This is a genomic window from Pseudodesulfovibrio aespoeensis Aspo-2 (assembly GCF_000176915.2).
Taxonomy (GTDB): Bacteria; Desulfobacterota; Desulfovibrionia; order Desulfovibrionales; family Desulfovibrionaceae; genus Pseudodesulfovibrio; species Pseudodesulfovibrio aespoeensis.
The window spans coordinates 1,819,908-1,838,345 of record NC_014844.1 but is presented as its reverse complement, the minus strand read 5'-3'; the positions used below and the strand labels follow the sequence as shown (position 1 = coordinate 1,838,345).

Sequence of the window (18,438 nt, the reverse complement as noted above, 5' to 3'; positions counted from 1 at the left end):
ATACAGCACTGTCCGACGGGCGGGAGCCAGTACTGCTATTGAGCTCCAATCCCCAGAAAAAATGGAGCTGAAGATCCCATCTGAAAATTGACGACCATTCGCCGTAATATCGATATGTTGCCAACAACGTCATGCGCATGATTCTCTCATATCTATTTTGTTCTGAATCCCAAGGCATTCACGTCCCATCCCTGATTTAGTTGCCCTTCAATTTCAACAGCTCATCGTCCAGTCCATAGCGAACCACATCGATCCGGGCGCTGCGCTGGGATACAAAATCACCGGTCATCACGGGGAGCTGGAATGGGAAGAATGCCGGGTTGTTCAGGAGCAGCCCCAATGCGCCCTTGGCCTCCGGGGTGGCCAGGAGTGCGGATTCGAACATCAAGATGGCCAGGTTTGGTTCGGCAATGCTCACCGGAGCGGCTTTCTCATAGCAGCCTTTGGCCTCGGAATCCTTCAGGGCTCCCCAGGCGACAAAGGAGCGGATGACGAACCGGGCATAGCGGCTTACGGTTTGCCGGTCGCCGTACTGTTCCTTCAGGCGGTTGATGATCTGCGTCTGGGTCACCTGATCCTGCAAGGCCAGCAGACGGCCGGTCTGCCGGGCCACATTGAACCAGAACGGATAGACCGCCGAAATCATCCCCCAGTGGATCGCCAGGGCCATTGACGGGGTTTCCCTCAGGAACGCCAGCGAGGCATCCCGGAATGGAATCAACTCGGGGTCAGGAGAGACCCAGATCTTCATCAGATTGTTGACGACAAAGGTCCGGGTCTGATCGCTTCGTTCGCCTTCGGAGCCGTTGCCTTTTCGATCCGCGAGGAACTCATGCAGCTCCTGGCGGATGGTTTTGGCGTCGAGTCCCGCCAGCAGCAGATTGGCTGCTTTCTGCATCCACTCAAAACGAATCGCCTGCTTGATGCCGATGGCTTCGTGTCTTTTGCCCATCACCGTGTCCTCCTTTCAAACTTCACAAGGGGCACGATGACTTCTTCGATGGCTACACCGCCGTGACCTACGATGGCATCTCCCGGATTCACGAATGCGTCGCGGCCACCGGCCACCAGGGGGAAATAATCTGCGGGCAACCCGACCGGCTGCCACTCGTGGGCAAACGGGAGCGCCCCAGCCACCTGAGCGCGGAGTTCCGGCGTTGGATAGACACGAACCCGCTCGCCGCGAGTTTCTGCAATCACGCCTTCAGACGGGCGGCCTTTACCTTCGCATTGGATGTTGCCGTGATCGGCCGTCAGCCAGACCTCATAGCCGTATTCCAGCAGTTGGCCGACCAGCGCAGCCAGAAAACCACCCTGGCACCACTGCTTGATCTGGTTGTGCATCCCGGCCGAGCCGAGTTGCATGCCGTGCATGATCTTGTCCACTTTATCCACGACCAGCCCCACCACCTTGGTCTTCCCGGGGTGGATTGCGGAGTCGAGGACGCCCGCAGCATCGCCGTCGCCGAGGCCGCGTTGGTAAGCGACATCCAACCGGGACAGACCATGGCCTTCCCAGAACTGCTTCCAGAGTTTCTCTTCGCTGTTGGTCGAGTTGATGGATGACGGGAAATAGAGCGGTGGCTTGCCCGAGAAGATCGATTGCCGCGATACCGAGGTCAGCGTCGGAATCCAGGCGAAGGTCGCGGATTCGCGCATGACCAGATTGGCATCTTGCTTTTGCAGAAGCTGGCGAATGGTCACCCACTGGTCCAAGGCCAGGCCATCGACCACGATCAGCGCGGCACGGCTGCTACCGGAGTCCTCGATATCCCGAGCCAGGCGGCGCGGCACATGGTGGAGCATGGCAGGATTGGTCGGCGGCAAGTTAATCAGACTGGAGTAGTGGTCCGTCAGCCAACCGGCGAAGGTCGTGTTCAGTGCATCGCCGATTTCCCTGAGCCGGGTCTGATACTCGGTGCTGTTGCCGCAGTGAACCAGCGAAGAGAGTTCGGCCCATTTCAATGCAAAAGCGGTCCAATCAGAGTAACGCGCTTCCGCAGTGGGCAGTTCCTTTTCGACAAGGTCAAACAGGTGGGAAATCCGAAGTGCGTCATTGTCCACGCCGGACGTGGCGATGCCGCTTCGAACCCAGGACCCGGCATCCACTTCAATGCCTTTGGCCTCGACGGGGGTGAGTTTCCCCTCCAGGAACAGGTTGTCGATGTAGACCTTAATGTCCTGATGGTCGAACGGCAGGCGGTCAGGGCCGGGATACTTAAGGCCGTATTCCGGTGAATCTTCCCGCACCTGATTGGCGCTACCCAGCCGGGAAAGAAAGAGCGGCCAGCGTTCCTGCAAAAAGGCGAAGAAGGCCTCATCGTCCGGAACGATCTCGGAAAGCGGCCAGGCTTTGAACCCATCATGGCCTTTGAGAACCTGGATGAGCCGCTCGGCCAGCATCAGTGGAATCTGGAGCTTTCCGTAGTGCAGGCGGAGCAAGGCGCGAAGCAGCTCCACCTCGTTGGCGATCAGTTCCGCCGCAATGCCGAACACATGACGGAGAATGAAATCCTTGGTGGCGTTGTCGCCCATGCGATCCGGCGGCGACTTGCGCTGGGCCTCGAATAGCGCGTCCAACAGGCTCCGGTCGAGCTTCTCGATGACCGGATAGCTCAGATTGGGAAAGAGATCCCCCAAGTTGAATGACAGTTTCCGGCCCGCCTGGAGCAGATCGTATGGCAGGGATTCCAGCTCCGCATTCTGCAAGCGGAGGACCACCACCAGATCGGTGTGCTCACCCCGGTCCCAGATCGAACGGTACTTGGACTCATAGGCGTATCTGAATTCGACCGGGTCACTGAACTCTATCAGGTCGAAGCCGCGCCCGCGAAGTTCCAAGGCCAGCTTTTCCTCGGTCAGCAGGCAATCCGGGTCCGCGACCAAGGTCAGCTTGCTGACGTTCGGTACAAAATCGTTCAGGATGGCGTCTCGCCAACTACTCATTGAGCGCCTCCCTTGATGATCCGCAGCATCAACAACGGCCGGATTTCCGGCACGATCTGCCTCGCCGATTGCAGTTCATGCCTCCACTCGGATTCGTCCGCATCGCAACGAGAGAACCTGAATTGCCGTACCTCTGGCAATCCAACCCGCTCTATGGCCTTGCGGCGCGAGGCAAAGGAAACGATGCCACGTTCCTCCTCGCGAGCCACAGCGGCGAGATGCGCCTGCTGTAATGCATCGAATAGCTCCTGTCCGGCCTGTTCGGCAGCAATCTGCAAACGCTCATGGGCGGTGATAGAGTCATCCTGCCCGAGGGTGGCTTGCACCTCGGCTTCCGCTGTCTGCAGCGCATCCCAGATATGCCGGGCCGTGGGCAGAAACAGTTTGCCTTCCTCGCTCAAAAACACGCTGACATAGCCACGCCGCACCATGGGGATGCGCAGGAGTTGTGTCTTCTGGTGCATTCCGGCCTGAAGGCGGATCTCAAAGAGCCCCCAGAGTCCGGAGATGCTGGCTGGCAGCCCGCTTACGGTTACGCACGGCAATGGCTGACCTGCCGCGACCTGGGGCAGGTTCAGGGCAAGACCACGGACACGGCTGTTTTCGAGATTGAGCAGGGTTGCGTCGGTTAGACGATCCGCTTCCCGAGCGCTGAATACGGCTTTGCGGTGTTCCTGGCCATCCGGCCAATTCAGATCCCACCATGAGCGCTTGCGACTGGCTGCGCCGCCGTGTGAATTGAGGTAGCCCACCGTCATCCGTTCCACCCAGTGGGGCAGCGGATGCGAGCGCAGACGCTCAGCGGTTTGCACATCCGGCTCTTCGGATATGCCGTAGATGGCGGAGGACTCGCGCACCTGCTGAATCTCATCCCGAATCCTGGCCACCGTGTGATCGACGGAGGTTTCGATGCCGTCAGGATTAAGGATGGCCGAGGCGAACACATCCTCGAACAACTCACCGGCCTGGGCCGAGTCGAGCACGTCGCCGGTCTTGTCGATGCCGAACTCGTCGAAGATCACCGAGAGCTTCTGCTCCAGAACTTCGCGGACCCGGAACTCGACTGAATCCTCAAATACGAAATTGATCGCCTGTACGGTTTTGGGCTGGCCGATACGGTCCACGCGGCCGATACGCTGCTCCAGCCGCATGGGATTCCAGGGGATGTCGTAGTTGATGATGACATGGGCGAACTGCAGGTTCAGACCCTCACCGCCCGCATCGGTGGAGACCAATACGCGGTGCGATTTGCGGAAGGCATCCTGGGCTGCCCCACGTTCCTCCATGGCCATGGAGCCGTTCAGGGTGACCACCGAGATTCCCCGGGCTTCCAGAAACTCCTTCAGCATCTGCTGGGTCGGCACGAACTCGGTGAAGATCAGCACCTTCATATCCGGTTCGTTTTCCTCGGCTTGCAGCTTGTAGATCCACTCGATCAGAGCCTCGGCCTTGGCATCCGGTCCAGCCTGTTCACAACGGACCGCCGCGTCGAGCAGGGTCTCAACATGGCTTCCTTCGCTCTGCAGAGCCGACACGTGGGATTTCAGCAGCTCATCGAGCAGCTCCTGGCCGTCCATGTCATATAGCTCGGCTATTTCATCGTCTGGGCTTTCCAATCCGTCCGCGCCGTTTTCCAGTTCCGCCAGGCGCAGGCTGGCTTGTTGCTCACCATCCTTGAGTGCCGCAAGCCGACGCTCCAGCGTGGTGCGAATCGCCCGGGTGCTGGAGACCACCAGGCGCTGCATTAGGATCATCAGAAAACCAATGTGGCGCTTCTTCTCGCGCAGGGCCTGGTTGTAGCCCTCGCGCACATAGTCGGTCACCGCCTCGTAGAGAAGCTGCTGCAGTTGGTGACGGCTCTCCCAGGCCACCGGGGCCATCTGCGTCCGCCGGGGTTTGAAGAGCGGCTTGCCGTCGGCATCGATGGCCTTGCGCTTCTCGGTACGGATGACATACGGAGCCACCCGGTCGCGGGAGACGCTGTCCATATCCGGAAAGGCATCGTCATCCAGCAGGTTCATCAGCCGATGGAAGGCATCGGTCTTCCCCTGGTGGGGTGTAGCCGAAAGGAGCAGCACATAGGGCGCGGCTTCCGCCAGCCCCTTGCCGAGCTTGTAGCGGGCGACCTGGTCGGTACTGCCGCCCAGCCGATGCGCTTCGTCCACGATCACCAGATCCCAACCGGCGGTAATCAGATCCTCGAACCGGCTGCGGTTGTATTCGGCGACGCGCTCGGCGGTCCAGCCGCGCCGCTTGTCCATGGGTTTGACCGAATCCAGGGAGACGATGACCTGATCAAACATCGACCAGGCTGAGCTCCGGTGATCCGCCCCTGGAGCCAGGCGTTGCAATGTGCCGATGTCGTCGCCCAGCACGAGCTGGAACTGCTCGTTGAAGTGGGTCTGCATTTCCGCCACCCACTGGGTAGCGATTCCCTTCGGCGAGACGACCAATGTCCGACGCACCAGTCCGCGCAGTTTGAGCTCGCGCATGACCAGCCCGGCCTCGATAGTCTTGCCGAGACCCACCTCGTCGGCCAGCAGGTAGCGCACGCGGTCACCGGAGATGGCCCGAGACAAGGCGTGGATCTGGTGCGGCAGCGGAATGACGTTGGACTCCATGGGAGCCAGCAGCACATGGCCCTCGGTGGCGCTGGTGGAACCTTCGAGCACCTCGGCTACCTTGGCTGCGGCGGCCACATAGGCAATGCGTCCAGCCTCGATCTCCGGCTGCAAGTCGGCACTCAGCGGCCGCAATGCGGAGCGGGGCACGCGCACCACCGCGTCCTGGTTCGGCAACCAGACACGGCAAACCGTTTGCCCCCACAAGGTCTGTTCTTCGATGACCTTGCAGGCGCTGTTATGAACGGTGCTGTATTGCCATATGGAGCTATTCATTCTCAACAAGCTCCTCAGGTTCGATTTCAGGCAGGATTAACGAAGAAAGTACTGGAAGGTGGACCCCATGCTGAGTACGGATCAAGTCAATTTGACCGACAAAGGTTCGGAATGCCGACCCTTTGTCATCAAACCAGACAACATTTTGGTCGCCGTCAATAATCCCCTTTATGGCCACTTCAAATTCGGAGGGGAGCATGGAAGGATTGGAAGAAATTAGACTATTTGCCGCATCAAATAACTGAACTAGGTCATCAGGGAAATCTTCCGAGCACTCTTCGAAAAACCGCTCCGATTTTTTGAGTAGATGAACCTTTAAGATGTCCGACCAATCAGAGCACATCAAGAAGAGGTCGCTTACATTTTCCTCCCGCCAATCGCTCTCGATGAGTTCATCAACGAATCGCGTGATCTCCTCGGATTCTTGCATGAAGAGATCACCAGATACCAACCATGCAACACCCTTGAAAATCTGTTGCCGATGTTGATCATCCTTCATTGCCTCTGTGATAAGAGACAATATTTCTGACCTCCTACGGAAGATTAAAACCGGATGCTGAGAGAGGTGTTCAGCTATAAGCGAAAAGCGTTCTTTAAAAAGATCTTGGTCTTCAACCTCAAAATCGCATAAGGCGCAAAGGTTTCCATAGGAATCAAATTCGAATGAATCGATTCTCCCCGTTTTGAGCGCGTCTCTTAGATGTGCTTTCGCCTGACTTCTGGAATGGCCATCCCAAAGATTATCCCTTTCATCAATTCCAACGAAAACTGAAAACAGAGTCCTGTCAATTGATTCTATTGGCTGGAATTTTTGGGATATTTTCAGCGCAAGTTCATCTGATGAGCAGTTGATTAATTCTTTGAAAAAGCGAAACGCATTCTGTTTCCACTGAAGGCTTACGCCACTTCGCACATGGTCGGCAGAACAAGCTGCGAACTGTGGCCGAATTCGTTCCGGCACCTTTCCAAAGTAATAACGGCATGCTTCCTGGACGCGATTTTTGTCGGTAAACAGATGCCTATCATCGAGTTTTGATTGAACGAACTGCCTAACAAATGACATGCCCCTATATCCGTCTCGGCACAAGACGGTTTGAGAACAGATATGAAAGATGTTGCGCACCGCTTCCGCAGAGGGAATTACTCCTGTTGGATGCGCACATTTAGACCGAGTGTCTCGAGCAAAACGTAGGCACTTTTCTTCGTAATCATCAAACAGCTCGCATTTCTTTGCCTGTACAATAAGGTTTTCCTCATAGCACGCTTGCCCCACAACACTTCGAAGGTCATTTCGGGCTTGTTGAGCTACGCCGTCTCCTTCATTTGCCAGATCATCGATTCTACGATAAAGGCAGTCCGCCGTTACGCACCAAGCCAAAATCACCGCAGCCCGGTGAGACCCAATCTGATAACACCGAATTGCCTCATTGAACATGGCGCGATCATCTTGGCTAACAATCTGGTCGCACACATGATCCAGATCCAGGAATTTGCGATCCTCCGTAATCATGAAATCTCGCCGCCACTTCGAGTGATTGCCTGGTCATACCACATGAGCAGCTTCGGATCTTCTTCAAGAACATTCGACGGAATCTTTTCCGCCACCTCAATGATGGCTTTGTATGCTTCAGGCGTTCGTAGCTGCCATAAGCTCTTAAAACCTGCCCGGACAGCCTCCAACCGGAAGACCTTAAGCTTTTTCTTGACTTGTTTGTACTCTTCAAATTCTTTTAGCAGGGCCTTCTCACGAAGCTTCTCCAAGTCGCCTGCCTTATTAGGGTCAGGCACATACCAGCGATCCCGCGCCTTCATTACTAAAGCCGGATCATCTTTTGGGCGATTCCTTAACTCGGGCCAGTTGGTTGATAAGTAACTGTGAATCTGACTTGGAACCTCGCCGCGACCATCGAATCGCAAAAAGTTTTGTTCCAACAAAGTTGAAAGCTCGAGGGCTTTCTCGTTTTTGCTCCAACCTCCGATTTCTTTGAGAAATTGAGGATGAAGATCTTGGAAGGTCTGCGGCTTTTCACGCAACAGGCTTCTCAGCCACTCGATTGCCGAGGATTCATCAAAGACAAAAAGGGAGCGCTGGACCAAACGTTCAACAGTAAGACGTTTCTTGTCATACTCGGCAGCTTGCTCAGGCAGGAAAAACATGCCATCTCGTTCTGCGAATCTCTGTCTCAGTCCAAGCTGGAATTCCTGGCTGGAGATAGGAACTGGGTAGCCTTTGCGAACGTAATAGGCCACCATCTGATCAAACAGGATACGGGGGTCGCGCTCAGGAATAATGATCAGCTCTCCTGCTTGCTTCTTAATGACTGGAAGATATTTTAGATGCGTTCTAACAAAATCCCAAACTCCGTCTTCTGTGTTAGCCTCAGAAGAAAATCTCTCCTCGAAGCCACCATTAGGTTTGTATGCCGAGATGACCAAATCTTGTTTTACTGCAGTTGGTGTAGTTACCGCTTTGAAACTTCCCTTTTTCTTGTCCAAGGCAGACACATTGGCGACAAGAAAACCCGCCTCGAGCAGGGCTGTTTGTATGCTATTCCAAACACTAGCTTTCGTGTTAGAGAATTCTATGGTCATCCATCTTCCTGGCTTTAAGGCACGATATGCCTCAGAAAAACATTTCTGCATCAGAAGTCGATAATCATCTAGGCCCTTTCCTTGAGCATCATTTTCGATCGCTTCTTCTTTATTATTTGTTAATATGCGCAACCAAGTTTCCCAGAGAAATGCCAACTCTGAATAATAAAGATTTGCACCAAACGGGGGGTCAATAAATATGTAACTTAGGCTGTTATCAGGGATTGATGGTAGCCACGAGCTTGATTGTGTAGACCCGACAAAACTCCCATAAGTCGCGGGATGAGAAATTCCTCGTCTTTGTTTTAGAGCGTCTTTAATTTGTTTTATAATATTCAGCTCTTTTACGAGTGATGGAACGTAAAGCGTTCCGGACAGTGGCCCACCTCCTGCCCCCCAGACACCGCTCTGGTATGTAAATCTATAAAGCTTGGTTATTTGAAAGGAAACCTTCGTAATCAAGAGGTTAAACTTTGCAGACGGAGACAAAGACTTCAACTTTGCCAGCGCGTAAAGATTCCTCTTAGAGTAAAAATGATGAATGTGTGTTAAACCAGCAGGATCGTTTCGTCTTGTTTCTTTTCCAAAAATCATTCTTTCTGATGGAAACCAATATGGGACCTTGAGGTCCTCTAGTTTTTTAAGTGTATCTATATCATACTGATCCGGGACTTTTTCATGACGTGAAGATCCAACCGAATAATTGATCAACACAGGTACCTGCTTTGCCTGCTTCTGTGTCTGATTTATAATGGGATCGAAAAATGTTATCCAAGCCCTATCAAGGCTTCTTTTGGTAAGACTTGAACTGCAATGAGGACAGGAAAACTCGTCCCTTACCTTTCCAGCTTCTTTATCTACAGCAGCATTCCAAAAAACAACCTCTCCTGAGCACTCTTGGCACACAAAAACGTCTGACCAAACTGTATAGTTAATAGTTCCAAGACGCCCATCTGAATGTTTGGTTGTGTACATCCATGAGCATTCATTTTCAATTTCTTTGAGGATGCGATTCGCCGTCTTTTCAAACGAACTTATATTTATGGGCGTATTATAATTATATGTAACAAAAGTTCCGGCCGGGGATAAATCATTTAAAACAACTCTCCTAATGCCAATCTGAGAAAATGGAACCCACGTTTTTATTCCAGTTTCATCAATCTCCTCGCGTAGAATTGAACCATCTTGCTTAACTTGGTACCCAAGGGAAATAACGGCATCACGGTCACCACACATTTGAGCGGCGACTCCTGTCATACCGGTTCCGCAAAAGCCATCAAATACGATATCTCCAGGTTTTGTATAATGGAGGATGTAACGCATTATTGCTTTGTGTGGAACCTTTGTTGGATATGGATGGTATTTGTATATTGGATCGTATTTTCCTTCGCTAACATCCGCTGCAAATGGTTCACGATGATAACTGTAGTTATCTGGTTTTTTAGGCTTTAAAGCCTCCCACTCAGCAATAAAATGCCCAATCCAAGGGTTCGGGCAGGCGGTGTAATAAGGCGGGTCGCTCAGATTCAGGATATCCTCGTCGCTGCCGTTGGGAAATCCTTCGATCTTGCGGAATTCCGGGTCTTGGAGTTTTTTGCGCAACTCCTCTATAAAGTGGGCGCGGCGAGCCTCATCATTTTCGAACTCACGTCCAAGACACTTTACGGGTCCGCTTTTCTTTTCCTCGCTATCGAGGTCAAACAGCATGTTGTCGCTCATATTTAAATCCTTTGGTTATCGTCATTCTGAGTCTGGCCCTGAGTTCTCATAAGCTCGGACAAACGTAATCCGGCTTCGGTCAGGACATAAGCCTGCTTGGGATGATTTGGCAATTCAGGATGAGTCTGCTGAATCAAACCTCCAGCCAACAGTGGCTCCAGCACCGTGCTTCTAAAAAATGTCCGATGACTCAAGCCCAATTCGCCCATCAGATCGCCAGCGGATCGAGGTATCTCGCACAACCGAATGACCGCCCGATGGTGTTCTGAAAGCTCCAATCTCGGCGGGGTCGTATCAGGAATAGAAACTTGAGGTTGGTCAGTCGACGGAGTGACTAACCTCCCGCCTACTTGGTCACTAGGTTGGTCACTCGGAAATCTGGATAGAAGATGCTCAGCCAGTCCATAAAAGCTCTCAGGTTCAATTTCCTTTATAAGCGCTTGATTTAACAAATATTGTAGCTTTACCAGCGACTGCGCCGTGGATTGTGCCAGAACCGCCTTGGCATCCGCCACACTGATCTCTTTCTCCCGGCAGATGTACGCGAATAGCCTGGCTGCATCAGGGTCCAGATGGACGCCAAGTTGAGCTTGGAACATAATCTGCTCTTCGGAGAGGAGAAGTTCTTTGGGCAATACAAGTTCGAACGTCTTAGTGGCTTTGTCATTGTGAATGACTGGGGGCACGTTCCCCAACTGCTGCCAGTTGGTGAACACATCCCGCAGGCCCCAACCCGCATTCTCGCTCAAGCCAATCCGCCGGAAGGCCGTAACAATTCGCGGATTACGAACCTCTTTTTCCCCTGGCTCTAAAAGGTCGGCAAAGGAGGCAAAGGCATCACCAGGGTTCCAGAAGATGGTTCGGTCTGTGAAGTGTCGTATTTCAGGTTTTCGACTGTGATCCGCGTAGTCCTGATGGATGAGCACATTGATGACAGATTCTCGGAAGGCGATATAGTCTGGTGGCATATCCGTGCGCTGCATTGTGGTCGGATCAACATGAAACGGGGTCGTCGCCACCTTTTGGTACCAATCAAGCAGAGACTGCCAGGAGCGGATAAGATTGAAGTCGAGCACAATCCTATCGGCCCACCTTGATCCGGGTGTGTATTCTCCAAAAACAGTTCCGAACCGCTGACAGTCGGCAACCGGCCGGGGCATGATATCTCGGAACGATCCATCGCGGCCGAACAAAAGAATGGAGGCACGCGATGCTTTCCAGCCCTGCTGAGTTTCTCTGATCAAGCCAAGCTCAAAAAGAAATTCGATGTCATTCTTATCGGCGTAAGATCGATTTCCGGGCTTTCGCTCATAAACGTTGCGATACCAAGATATCGTGGAAGGGTCGAAACAGGACTGCAGGTCAAATTCAATGATCTGTCCATCGTATCGATCCGCAGAAGCATCGTTAATCAGCCGCTGAATTTCCTCTTGGCTACAGCGAACATCGGCACCGCCCTTGCGGATGAAAGCCTTTCGAATGTCTTTATTGAGGAAAACAGGTTTTTCGGCTCGTGTGGCCTCTGGCACATAAAAAACGAGAAGGTCATTCCCGTCTATGTTGTGGAGATGTTCCTCAACATTGATTATCAGGCTGATTTTCTCTTTCTGCCGTAAGGTTGACACAAATTCGTTCTGCACCTTGTCGACATCGAGGACACCGACCACTTCAAACCGGGCGCCATCTTTCTTGACGCCGAATACCAAGTGACCGCCAGCGGTGTTGGCAAATGCCGACACGGTTTCATAAGCGTTTTTGGGGACGGCCTGGCGAGCTTCCTTGAACTCGACATCCGTCCACTCATGCGCACTCAGCAACTGTATGAGCTCATCTTGGGTCATCTTGTCCTCATTCCATGACGATCCGCACCTTGGCCGGGTCCTTGCCCTTGGTGAGCTGATCGATGTACTCCTCAAAGCGTTTCTTCATCTCCGCCGGGGTGGCCGGGCCGTCGGTAACCTGCAGAGCCTGTTGCAGCTCCTGCGCCTTGACGGTGACCTTGACCAGGCCGGAGAGCACTTCCTTCAATGCATGGACAAAGTTGCTGTCCAGCGGCACCGGCAGTTCCTTCGATTTGATGAAGGCCTCCAAGGGCTCGCGGTCGTCGATCTTCAGCAGGTCCATGTTGGCCTGGGTGATCGGGTCCTCCAGGTTGCTGAGGATGGTCGAGGTCCAGGCCGTCACCATGGCGTCGAGCTGGGCGTCCATCTGGTCGATCATCTGCGAGCCTGCCGCCGTGCCGGTTTCCACCGAAGGCCGGAACCCGCAATGCGGGCAAATGGGCGAGGCGTCGAGGTTTTGCTCGGTCAGGGCGAAGCAGCTTTTCAGTCCGGCCAGGCGGTTCTGGTAATCGGTGAGCTGCTGCCGGGGCATCAGGTCGATACCGGCCAGCTTGAGCAGGGTTTGCAGCCGCTGGTCGTTGAGCAGTCCCGCCTTGCGCTTGTCGTCGTTCACGCCCAGCCGGGCCTTGGTGTGCAGGCCGATGTAGGCGACGGTGTAATCCTTCTTCAGCTTTTGCAGCTTGGCCCCGATGCTTTGGGACTGGCTGGCCAGCTCTGTCAGGTCGGCCTGCTTGAGGGCATCCAGCACGTCCTGCCGGGTGGTCTTCATGCGATCCACCCAGTCATGGTCGGCGGGCAGCACCGCCTCGGCGGTGGAGAGCCAGGACGCCGTCGGGCTGTGGTCCATGATGAACTCGCGCAGGGCGTCCAGCTCATCCAGCGCCTTCACGGCCTTTTCGTGGGCCAGCACTTCGGGAGCGCTATAGCGGAAGTTTTTCAGCTTGCCCGGCGAGGAGTAGGCCTGGAGCGATTCAAAGAAGCCCTTGGCCTCGTCCAGTCCGCTGGCCTGGCTGGCCAGGTCGGTGCCCGCGAGCAGATCCAGGCCCCAGAAGGAGAGCCCTTCGCGCAGGGTCTGCTGGGTCATGACGATGCGCTTGACGATCTTACCCACCGCCTGTTGCAGGTTCTGCACCGGTTCGTCCTTGCCCTGGGTGACGAGCTGGGCCATGCCCGGCGTCATGCCGAGCAGTTCGAACAACGCTTTGAGCGCGGGCAGGTTCCATTCCTTTGGCTGCTCCAGGTGCTTGAAGCGGACCAGTTCGTCCATGCCGGTCGCGGCCAGTTGCTGCAGGCCGGTGGCGTCGAATTTCTTGCCCGGGATGGCGAGCACGATGTCACCGGAGTAGACCAGCGAAGCCAGGATGACCGCCACCCATTCCGGCTCAAGCCGACCACCGCCGGGGTTCATGTATTCCAGCCCGTGGTCATCCTGGATGATCTCGCTGCGGTTGACCACCTGGCCGTGCCCCTTGGCCTTGACGGCATCGAGGATGAACTTGGTGTACTTCGACTTGTAGGGGTCGATCTTCTCGCCGTCGAGCAGTTCCAGGGCGTCCAGCACGGCGGTGGCCTGCTTGGTGCGGTTCTGCCCGGCGATGGCCCGCAGGGTGTCCTGCGCGGCCTGGGCGCGGTTGTTGCCGGTGATCAGGACCGAGAAGAACGGATAGTCCGGGGCCTGGTTCTCGAAGTTCGGTGCCAGGCAGACACCGGCAATAGTGTTCACCAAGTCACGGAAGTTGATGGTCTCGTGGGGCGACAGGCCGGACAGGTCGCGGATGGATTTGCCCTTGGCCCATTCGGTCATGGATTTGGCGCGGCCCTGATAGGTGACCTCGAAGGCATCGCTCATGTGCTTTTGCAGCCACTGGACCAGCTTCTTCAGGAAACCGTTGGCCTTCGATTCATAGGTGGCCTTGGCGTGTCCCGATGAGGTGGCTGCAAGATCCAGTGCCGCCGCGTAGCTCTTCAGCGCAGTCTGGAACTCCTCGTCAGTGACTTTCAGGCGGAAGAAGACCTCATCGTTGACCTTGTCGTCCTTGAAGCGCGGCGGATCGTTGGGCTGAATGAAGTAGAGGTAAAAGTCCCGCTGCGGCACGGCGGTGGAGCGCTCGTTCGGTGCCCCGAAAAAGAGGTAGCCGGAGCGGGCTGCCTTGTGCTCCTGCCAGACCAGTTCGTGCTGCCAGATCTTGTAGCCGGTGACATAGGTGGCGTCTTGGCACTCCATGACCCGCTTGAGCGCCTCGTAATAGAAGCGGTCGAGCTGAGCCTGGCCCAGGCTTTCGGCCCGCTTGTCGATCAGGGCGTCGAAGTCGTCGGTCTTTTTGAGATCGAGATAGAACTGGCGGTTGTCGGCATTGAAGGAGATGAACTGGCCGCTGACCGTTTTGTGGATCTCACGCAGGACCGTTTCCACATGGGTCTGCAGATCCTTGTCGGGCTCGTCGCTGCCCAGCTCGGCGATCAGCGGATCGAACAGGCAGAGGCGATCGCGCAGCTCCTCGGCGGACGCGCCCATTGGGGCATAGATGTCGCCGGTGGTGAGGCGGTGGACGGACAGCGCATGGATCAGGCGCAGCGCCATCGGCTTGTATTGTTTCCGGGTGATGGCGTTCTCGATGCGGGATTCCAGCACCTGGCTACAATCGATGACCGCCCGAATCTCGGGAATGGCACGGAAAGAAGCGTTCTGTTTGAGCGTGTTCCAGTAGCTGTCGAAGGCGATCAGGCCTGGCTCGTCCTGCGGCACGTCCTTGCCGAGAATGCCTTTCATGCCCATGGACAGGGTCTTGAGCACCTCGCGCTTTTCCACCACGGTGACCCGTTCGAAGGTGTCGATGTAATCGGGATGCACCGGAAAGAGCCGGACGAACTCGTCCATGCGCTCGTTGAGCCCGCCGTAGTATTTGGCGAAAGGCATCAGGTAGTCGCGGATCTTGGCCTGTTGCTCGGTGGTCTTTTTGAGCAGACGCTCGGCCACAACGAATTTGACGTCGCTGCGGGCAATGAGGATCTGCTCGAAGCGGTCCTTCACCCGGCGGATGCTGTCGGCAACAAAAGCGAAGCGCGGGCTGTCGAAAATGGCTTCCTGGACACCGGCCATGAAGCGGAAGCGCAGGTCCTTGCAGACTTCGCCGACCTCGCGGAGGAAGTTGAGGTCGAGGATCAGCTCCTGGTCCTTGCGGGTGCGCAGGTAGTCGAGCAGCTCGTCGACCACCAGCAGCAGGCCGTGTTCGGGGAAGACCTCGCCGAACTTGGCCATCATGTCTTCAAAGGCCCGCTTGTGGCTGGTAATGGTCCCGGCTTCGGGGAACACATACTCCACGCCGAGTTTTTCGAGGTGCTCTTCCAGTTCGGCCACCAGGATGTCGCGCAGGGACATGGTGGTGGCACCGATCTCGGTACGGATGACCTTGAACCGACCGGCGATCTGAGAGGCTGCGTCGCGGACACCATCGTTCTTCAGCCCTTCCAGCAGGGAGGCATCTGCGGCAAGGCTGGAGACCACCGACATCAAGTGCGACTTACCGGTGCCGTAGTTACCGACGACCAGCAGGCCCTTGTTGTCGACCGGCTGGTCGAACTGCATCTGAGGAATGACAAGCTGGGTGAGCCGTTCGGCCATTTCCTCGGAAATGACATAGGTGTTCACGAGGGTGTGTGCGGCGCTCGATTTGTCCGCGTCACGCAACTGAACGACCGACTCAATCGGGTCGAATTGGATAAGGTCTCCGTATTTCATGCTTGTCCTGCCTCTCTATTGTTTTTTGCCGAATCGACAGTGGCCGTGCCATCCATGCCCACAATCAGCGCATCGACCGAGTCATAGCTGCGGTACTCGGGATGGCCGGTTTCGGCGTACAAAAGCCTCCCGGAATTCATGATTCCGTTCCACGAAGCCACCACGGCCCGGTTTCTTGAAATGCCCTGCAGCAGGCGCAAGGGGTCCTGCTGGAGATCCTTGTCGAAAAGGATCTCGAGATTATCCAGCACCACGGGTGCTTGAGCCTGGTCCGCGATCTGATCGAGGATGCCCGGCAACCGAAGCGACCGCTGCTTTGCCGTCAGTTCAAGCAGTTCGCCTGAAAGCGCCAGATTGACGTTGACGACAGATGAGCCGAATTCCTCGGCAATATCCCGAAGAACGCCGGTCTTGCCGGAACCGGTCTCACCCACCAGCAACACCAGACGGTGATACAAGCCTTCGGCTGCCTGGAGGGATCGTTTTATCTTGTCGTGAATCGGCTCGGCCATGGTCGCTCCTTATTGCTCGGTGTCCGGCTTATCGGATTTGTCAGCCGCACCGCCGGAGCGGACCCATTCGTCCACTTCGTCTTGTTTGAACATCCAGCGACGGCCGACGCGATGACCGGGCATAGCCCGTTGTTCGATCCACTTGTAGACCGTCTCGTTGCTTACATTCAGGTATTTGCAAATGTCATCGACCGTCAGCCATCTCTCATCCATAGCCTTCGTCCTTCGTTCATCATGTTTTCGGTAAAAGCCCGAAGGTCTCCGGGAAACCCGAAATCCGGACACAGTGCCGCAAATTAAGCTCCATAAACTACATTGATGGATTGCCAAAATCAAGCGTTTTGTGCCGAATAGAGACGACTTTTCCAAAAAACGGCCTGATTGTCGTTGGTGATACGTTCGCCGTTCTGAGGCGCATGCATGGTGTAAGTCCATACAGCACAGGCGATTGAGCCCCTGGCTGCAGGCACCATCACCCGCTGGTACATGCTCTGGCCGCCGGGCCGGAAGCCTTCCAGCAGGTCGATAGGCGGCAGGTTGCGTTGCGGGTCGGTGAAGGTCACCAGTTCCCCATGGATCAGATCCCAATCGCCGGTCGGTCGGCCGAAGCGTGGTGTGCCGATATCCTCCTGCCTGCGGGCGTCGGCCAGTGGATCGGCGGTGCCCTGAGACAGGATCAGCCCTTCCGGCACCTCGAGGGCCGGGAACCCGGCGTGGAGATGGTAGAGCCTGCCCCAGACCACGGCTGGTTCGATGCTGCGGGCCTGGGCGCAGAAGCGTTGATGGTTCCAGTAGCCCCGTTTCAGGGTGCCGTAGACGAAGAGTCGGAGGATGGTCTCGGGACTGTCTTCCGGGTTTGTGTTCAGCTTCGCGGTGTCTCCAATGTTCATGCATTCACTCCTTCGGGCAGTATCCCTTTGCGCTCCTGGGGTATGAAGCGGAATTCGCTGTTTTCGATGGCCCGCACATCCTCGTGGCGGATGGTGAGCATGGTCATGGGCGGCACCTCCAGCTCGCGCCAGCCCTTCTCTTTGTCCACGGCAAAGTCGATAAAGGCGTCGTCCGAGGCGTAGAGCACCACCCGGTGCTGACGGTGGATGCGCAGGCAGAGCGGCTTGTTGCCCTTAAGCACGGTGATGGTGCCGGGGTCGAGCCGCGAGACCAGCACGGCGCTCATCTGGCCGCGACAGAGGGCAAGCGCCTTCTTCAAGCCTTCCCGGTCGATGGGGCCTTCTGGCGCGAAGCGGTCGGCCAGACGGAAGATCAGCTCGCTATCCACCTCGGCGTAGCGCGGCAGCCCCAGACGGCGGAACAGATAATCGGCGTTGTAGATGGTGCCGTTGTGAGTGCCGATGACGATCCCGGCCCGGATGGGATGGTTGTTGCGGTTGTTGAACTCGTTGCCCCGGGTGCGCCAGCGGGTATGCCCCATGAGGATGGTGGTCTCGTTGTCGACCTGCCCGAGCAGCTCCTGGAACGGCTTCTCGTAGACCAGTTCGTGCGCCCGCATCGGCCGCTTGAAGATGCGGTGGCTGCCGTCGGTCTTGAGCCAGGCCAGACCGGAGGCGTGCGGGCCGCGCTCCTCGCTGTGCAGCAGCATGCGGATGAAGACCTCGCACAGGTAATCCCGCTCGTTCGGCCGTCTGCGCTTGCGACCGAAGATGATGCCTACTTGTCCGCACATGGAGCCGTGTCCTCCTTGCCGCCGAAGTTCTTGCCGAGCGGTCTCGTCCCCTCAAGGACGAAGGCCGCGTATTCCCGCCGGTGGTCCGCCAGCCACTCGGCCACCTCCGGGTAGCCCATCTCGGCGGTCAGCCGGGTCACCTCCGGGTGGTCGAGCATGTTGGTGCGCCCGGATAGCCGCACCGTCTCCAAGGCTTCGAGGAATCGTTCCGGCCAGGGATCGCTGGCCTTGTCGTCGGGCAGAAACTCGATCAGGCCGTGCCGCGCCAGACGAGTGAGAAACTCGGCGGCCGCAGAGGCGGCGTCCTCCGGCAAAGGCTGGGTCGGCCCGCCTTCGATGCCGGAGAGCACCTCGGTCATGTAGTCCCGGGGCGCTCGGCTGGCGGTAAACGGCGTCTGGCCGCGCATCAGCTCGACAACTTCGAGGCAGTCGGCGGCCTGCAGCATTTCCCCGCTGCCGGGGATCGGTTCGCCGTCCAGCGTGGTGGAGCGGATCAGAATCTTCATGG

Annotated in this window: 12 protein-coding genes; all 12 read right to left on the bottom strand. The window is 56.1% G+C overall.

Annotated features, from left to right (window positions below):
• Positions 1-196: 196 nt before the first annotated feature.
• Complete coding sequence (locus tag DAES_RS08315; protein ID WP_013514589.1) at positions 197-952, bottom strand: hypothetical protein; 756 nt, start codon at positions 950-952, stop codon at positions 197-199.
• Positions 952-2,946 (bottom strand): BREX-3 system phosphatase PglZ, encoded by a 1,995-nt coding sequence (pglZ, locus tag DAES_RS08310; protein ID WP_013514588.1) that lies wholly within the window; start codon positions 2,944-2,946, stop codon positions 952-954. Before pglZ ends, DAES_RS08315 begins: the two co-directional genes overlap by 1 nt.
• Positions 2,943-5,843, bottom strand: a complete 2,901-nt coding sequence (locus DAES_RS08305) for a DEAD/DEAH box helicase (RefSeq protein WP_013514587.1) — start codon at positions 5,841-5,843, stop codon at positions 2,943-2,945. The genes pglZ and DAES_RS08305 overlap by 4 nt, the downstream gene beginning before the upstream one ends.
• The gene (locus DAES_RS17600) at positions 5,836-7,353 is read right to left on the bottom strand and encodes a hypothetical protein (protein ID WP_013514586.1); all 1,518 of its coding nucleotides are present in this window, start codon (positions 7,351-7,353) and stop codon (positions 5,836-5,838) included. Before DAES_RS17600 ends, DAES_RS08305 begins: the two co-directional genes overlap by 8 nt.
• On the bottom strand, positions 7,350-10,154 hold the full coding sequence (locus tag DAES_RS08295; protein WP_013514585.1) for a DNA methyltransferase: 2,805 nt from the start codon (positions 10,152-10,154) through the stop codon (positions 7,350-7,352). The genes DAES_RS17600 and DAES_RS08295 overlap by 4 nt, the downstream gene beginning before the upstream one ends.
• Before the next feature lie 2 nt (positions 10,155-10,156).
• Entirely contained in the window at positions 10,157-11,995 is a 1,839-nt protein-coding gene (locus DAES_RS08290; RefSeq protein WP_013514584.1) for an RNA-binding domain-containing protein, read from the bottom strand.
• A gap of 7 nt (positions 11,996-12,002) precedes the next feature.
• A complete protein-coding gene (locus tag DAES_RS08285; RefSeq protein ID WP_013514583.1) occupies positions 12,003-15,734 on the bottom strand; it encodes a DUF6079 family protein in 3,732 nt (1,243 codons plus the stop codon).
• Positions 15,731-16,246: a BREX-3 system P-loop-containing protein BrxF gene (gene brxF / locus DAES_RS08280; RefSeq protein WP_013514582.1), complete on the bottom strand. Its 516-nt coding sequence runs from the start codon at positions 16,244-16,246 to the stop codon at positions 15,731-15,733. Before brxF ends, DAES_RS08285 begins: the two co-directional genes overlap by 4 nt.
• Positions 16,247-16,255: 9 nt before the next feature.
• Entirely contained in the window at positions 16,256-16,459 is a 204-nt protein-coding gene (locus tag DAES_RS08275; RefSeq protein WP_011927933.1) for a helix-turn-helix domain-containing protein, read from the bottom strand.
• Positions 16,460-16,578: 119 nt separating this feature from the next.
• Complete coding sequence (locus tag DAES_RS08270; protein WP_013514581.1) at positions 16,579-17,136, bottom strand: gamma-glutamylcyclotransferase family protein; 558 nt, start codon at positions 17,134-17,136, stop codon at positions 16,579-16,581.
• Positions 17,133-17,930 (bottom strand): glucosamine 6-phosphate synthetase, encoded by a 798-nt coding sequence (locus tag DAES_RS08265; RefSeq protein WP_013514580.1) that lies wholly within the window; start codon positions 17,928-17,930, stop codon positions 17,133-17,135. The genes DAES_RS08270 and DAES_RS08265 overlap by 4 nt, the downstream gene beginning before the upstream one ends.
• Positions 17,915-18,436, bottom strand: a complete 522-nt coding sequence (locus DAES_RS08260; protein WP_013514579.1) for a DUF5049 domain-containing protein — start codon at positions 18,434-18,436, stop codon at positions 17,915-17,917. Before DAES_RS08260 ends, DAES_RS08265 begins: the two co-directional genes overlap by 16 nt.
• Between the last annotated feature and the right edge of the window lie 2 nt (positions 18,437-18,438).

Coding starts and splice junctions, on each gene's coding strand:
- DAES_RS08275 (WP_011927933.1), bottom strand. CDS start 16,459: ATGGATGAGAGATGGCTGACGGTCGATGACATTTGCAAATACCTGAAT.
- DAES_RS08260 (WP_013514579.1), bottom strand. CDS start 18,436: ATGAAGATTCTGATCCGCTCCACCACGCTGGACGGCGAACCGATCCCC.
- DAES_RS17600 (WP_013514586.1), bottom strand. CDS start 7,353: ATGATTACGGAGGATCGCAAATTCCTGGATCTGGATCATGTGTGCGAC.
- DAES_RS08295 (WP_013514585.1), bottom strand. CDS start 10,154: ATGAGCGACAACATGCTGTTTGACCTCGATAGCGAGGAAAAGAAAAGC.
- DAES_RS08270 (WP_013514581.1), bottom strand. CDS start 17,136: ATGAACATTGGAGACACCGCGAAGCTGAACACAAACCCGGAAGACAGT.
- DAES_RS08315 (WP_013514589.1), bottom strand. CDS start 952: ATGGGCAAAAGACACGAAGCCATCGGCATCAAGCAGGCGATTCGTTTT.
- brxF (WP_013514582.1), bottom strand. CDS start 16,246: ATGGCCGAGCCGATTCACGACAAGATAAAACGATCCCTCCAGGCAGCC.
- DAES_RS08265 (WP_013514580.1), bottom strand. CDS start 17,930: ATGTGCGGACAAGTAGGCATCATCTTCGGTCGCAAGCGCAGACGGCCG.
- pglZ (WP_013514588.1), bottom strand. CDS start 2,946: ATGAGTAGTTGGCGAGACGCCATCCTGAACGATTTTGTACCGAACGTC.
- DAES_RS08290 (WP_013514584.1), bottom strand. CDS start 11,995: ATGACCCAAGATGAGCTCATACAGTTGCTGAGTGCGCATGAGTGGACG.
- DAES_RS08305 (WP_013514587.1), bottom strand. CDS start 5,843: ATGAATAGCTCCATATGGCAATACAGCACCGTTCATAACAGCGCCTGC.
- DAES_RS08285 (WP_013514583.1), bottom strand. CDS start 15,734: ATGAAATACGGAGACCTTATCCAATTCGACCCGATTGAGTCGGTCGTT.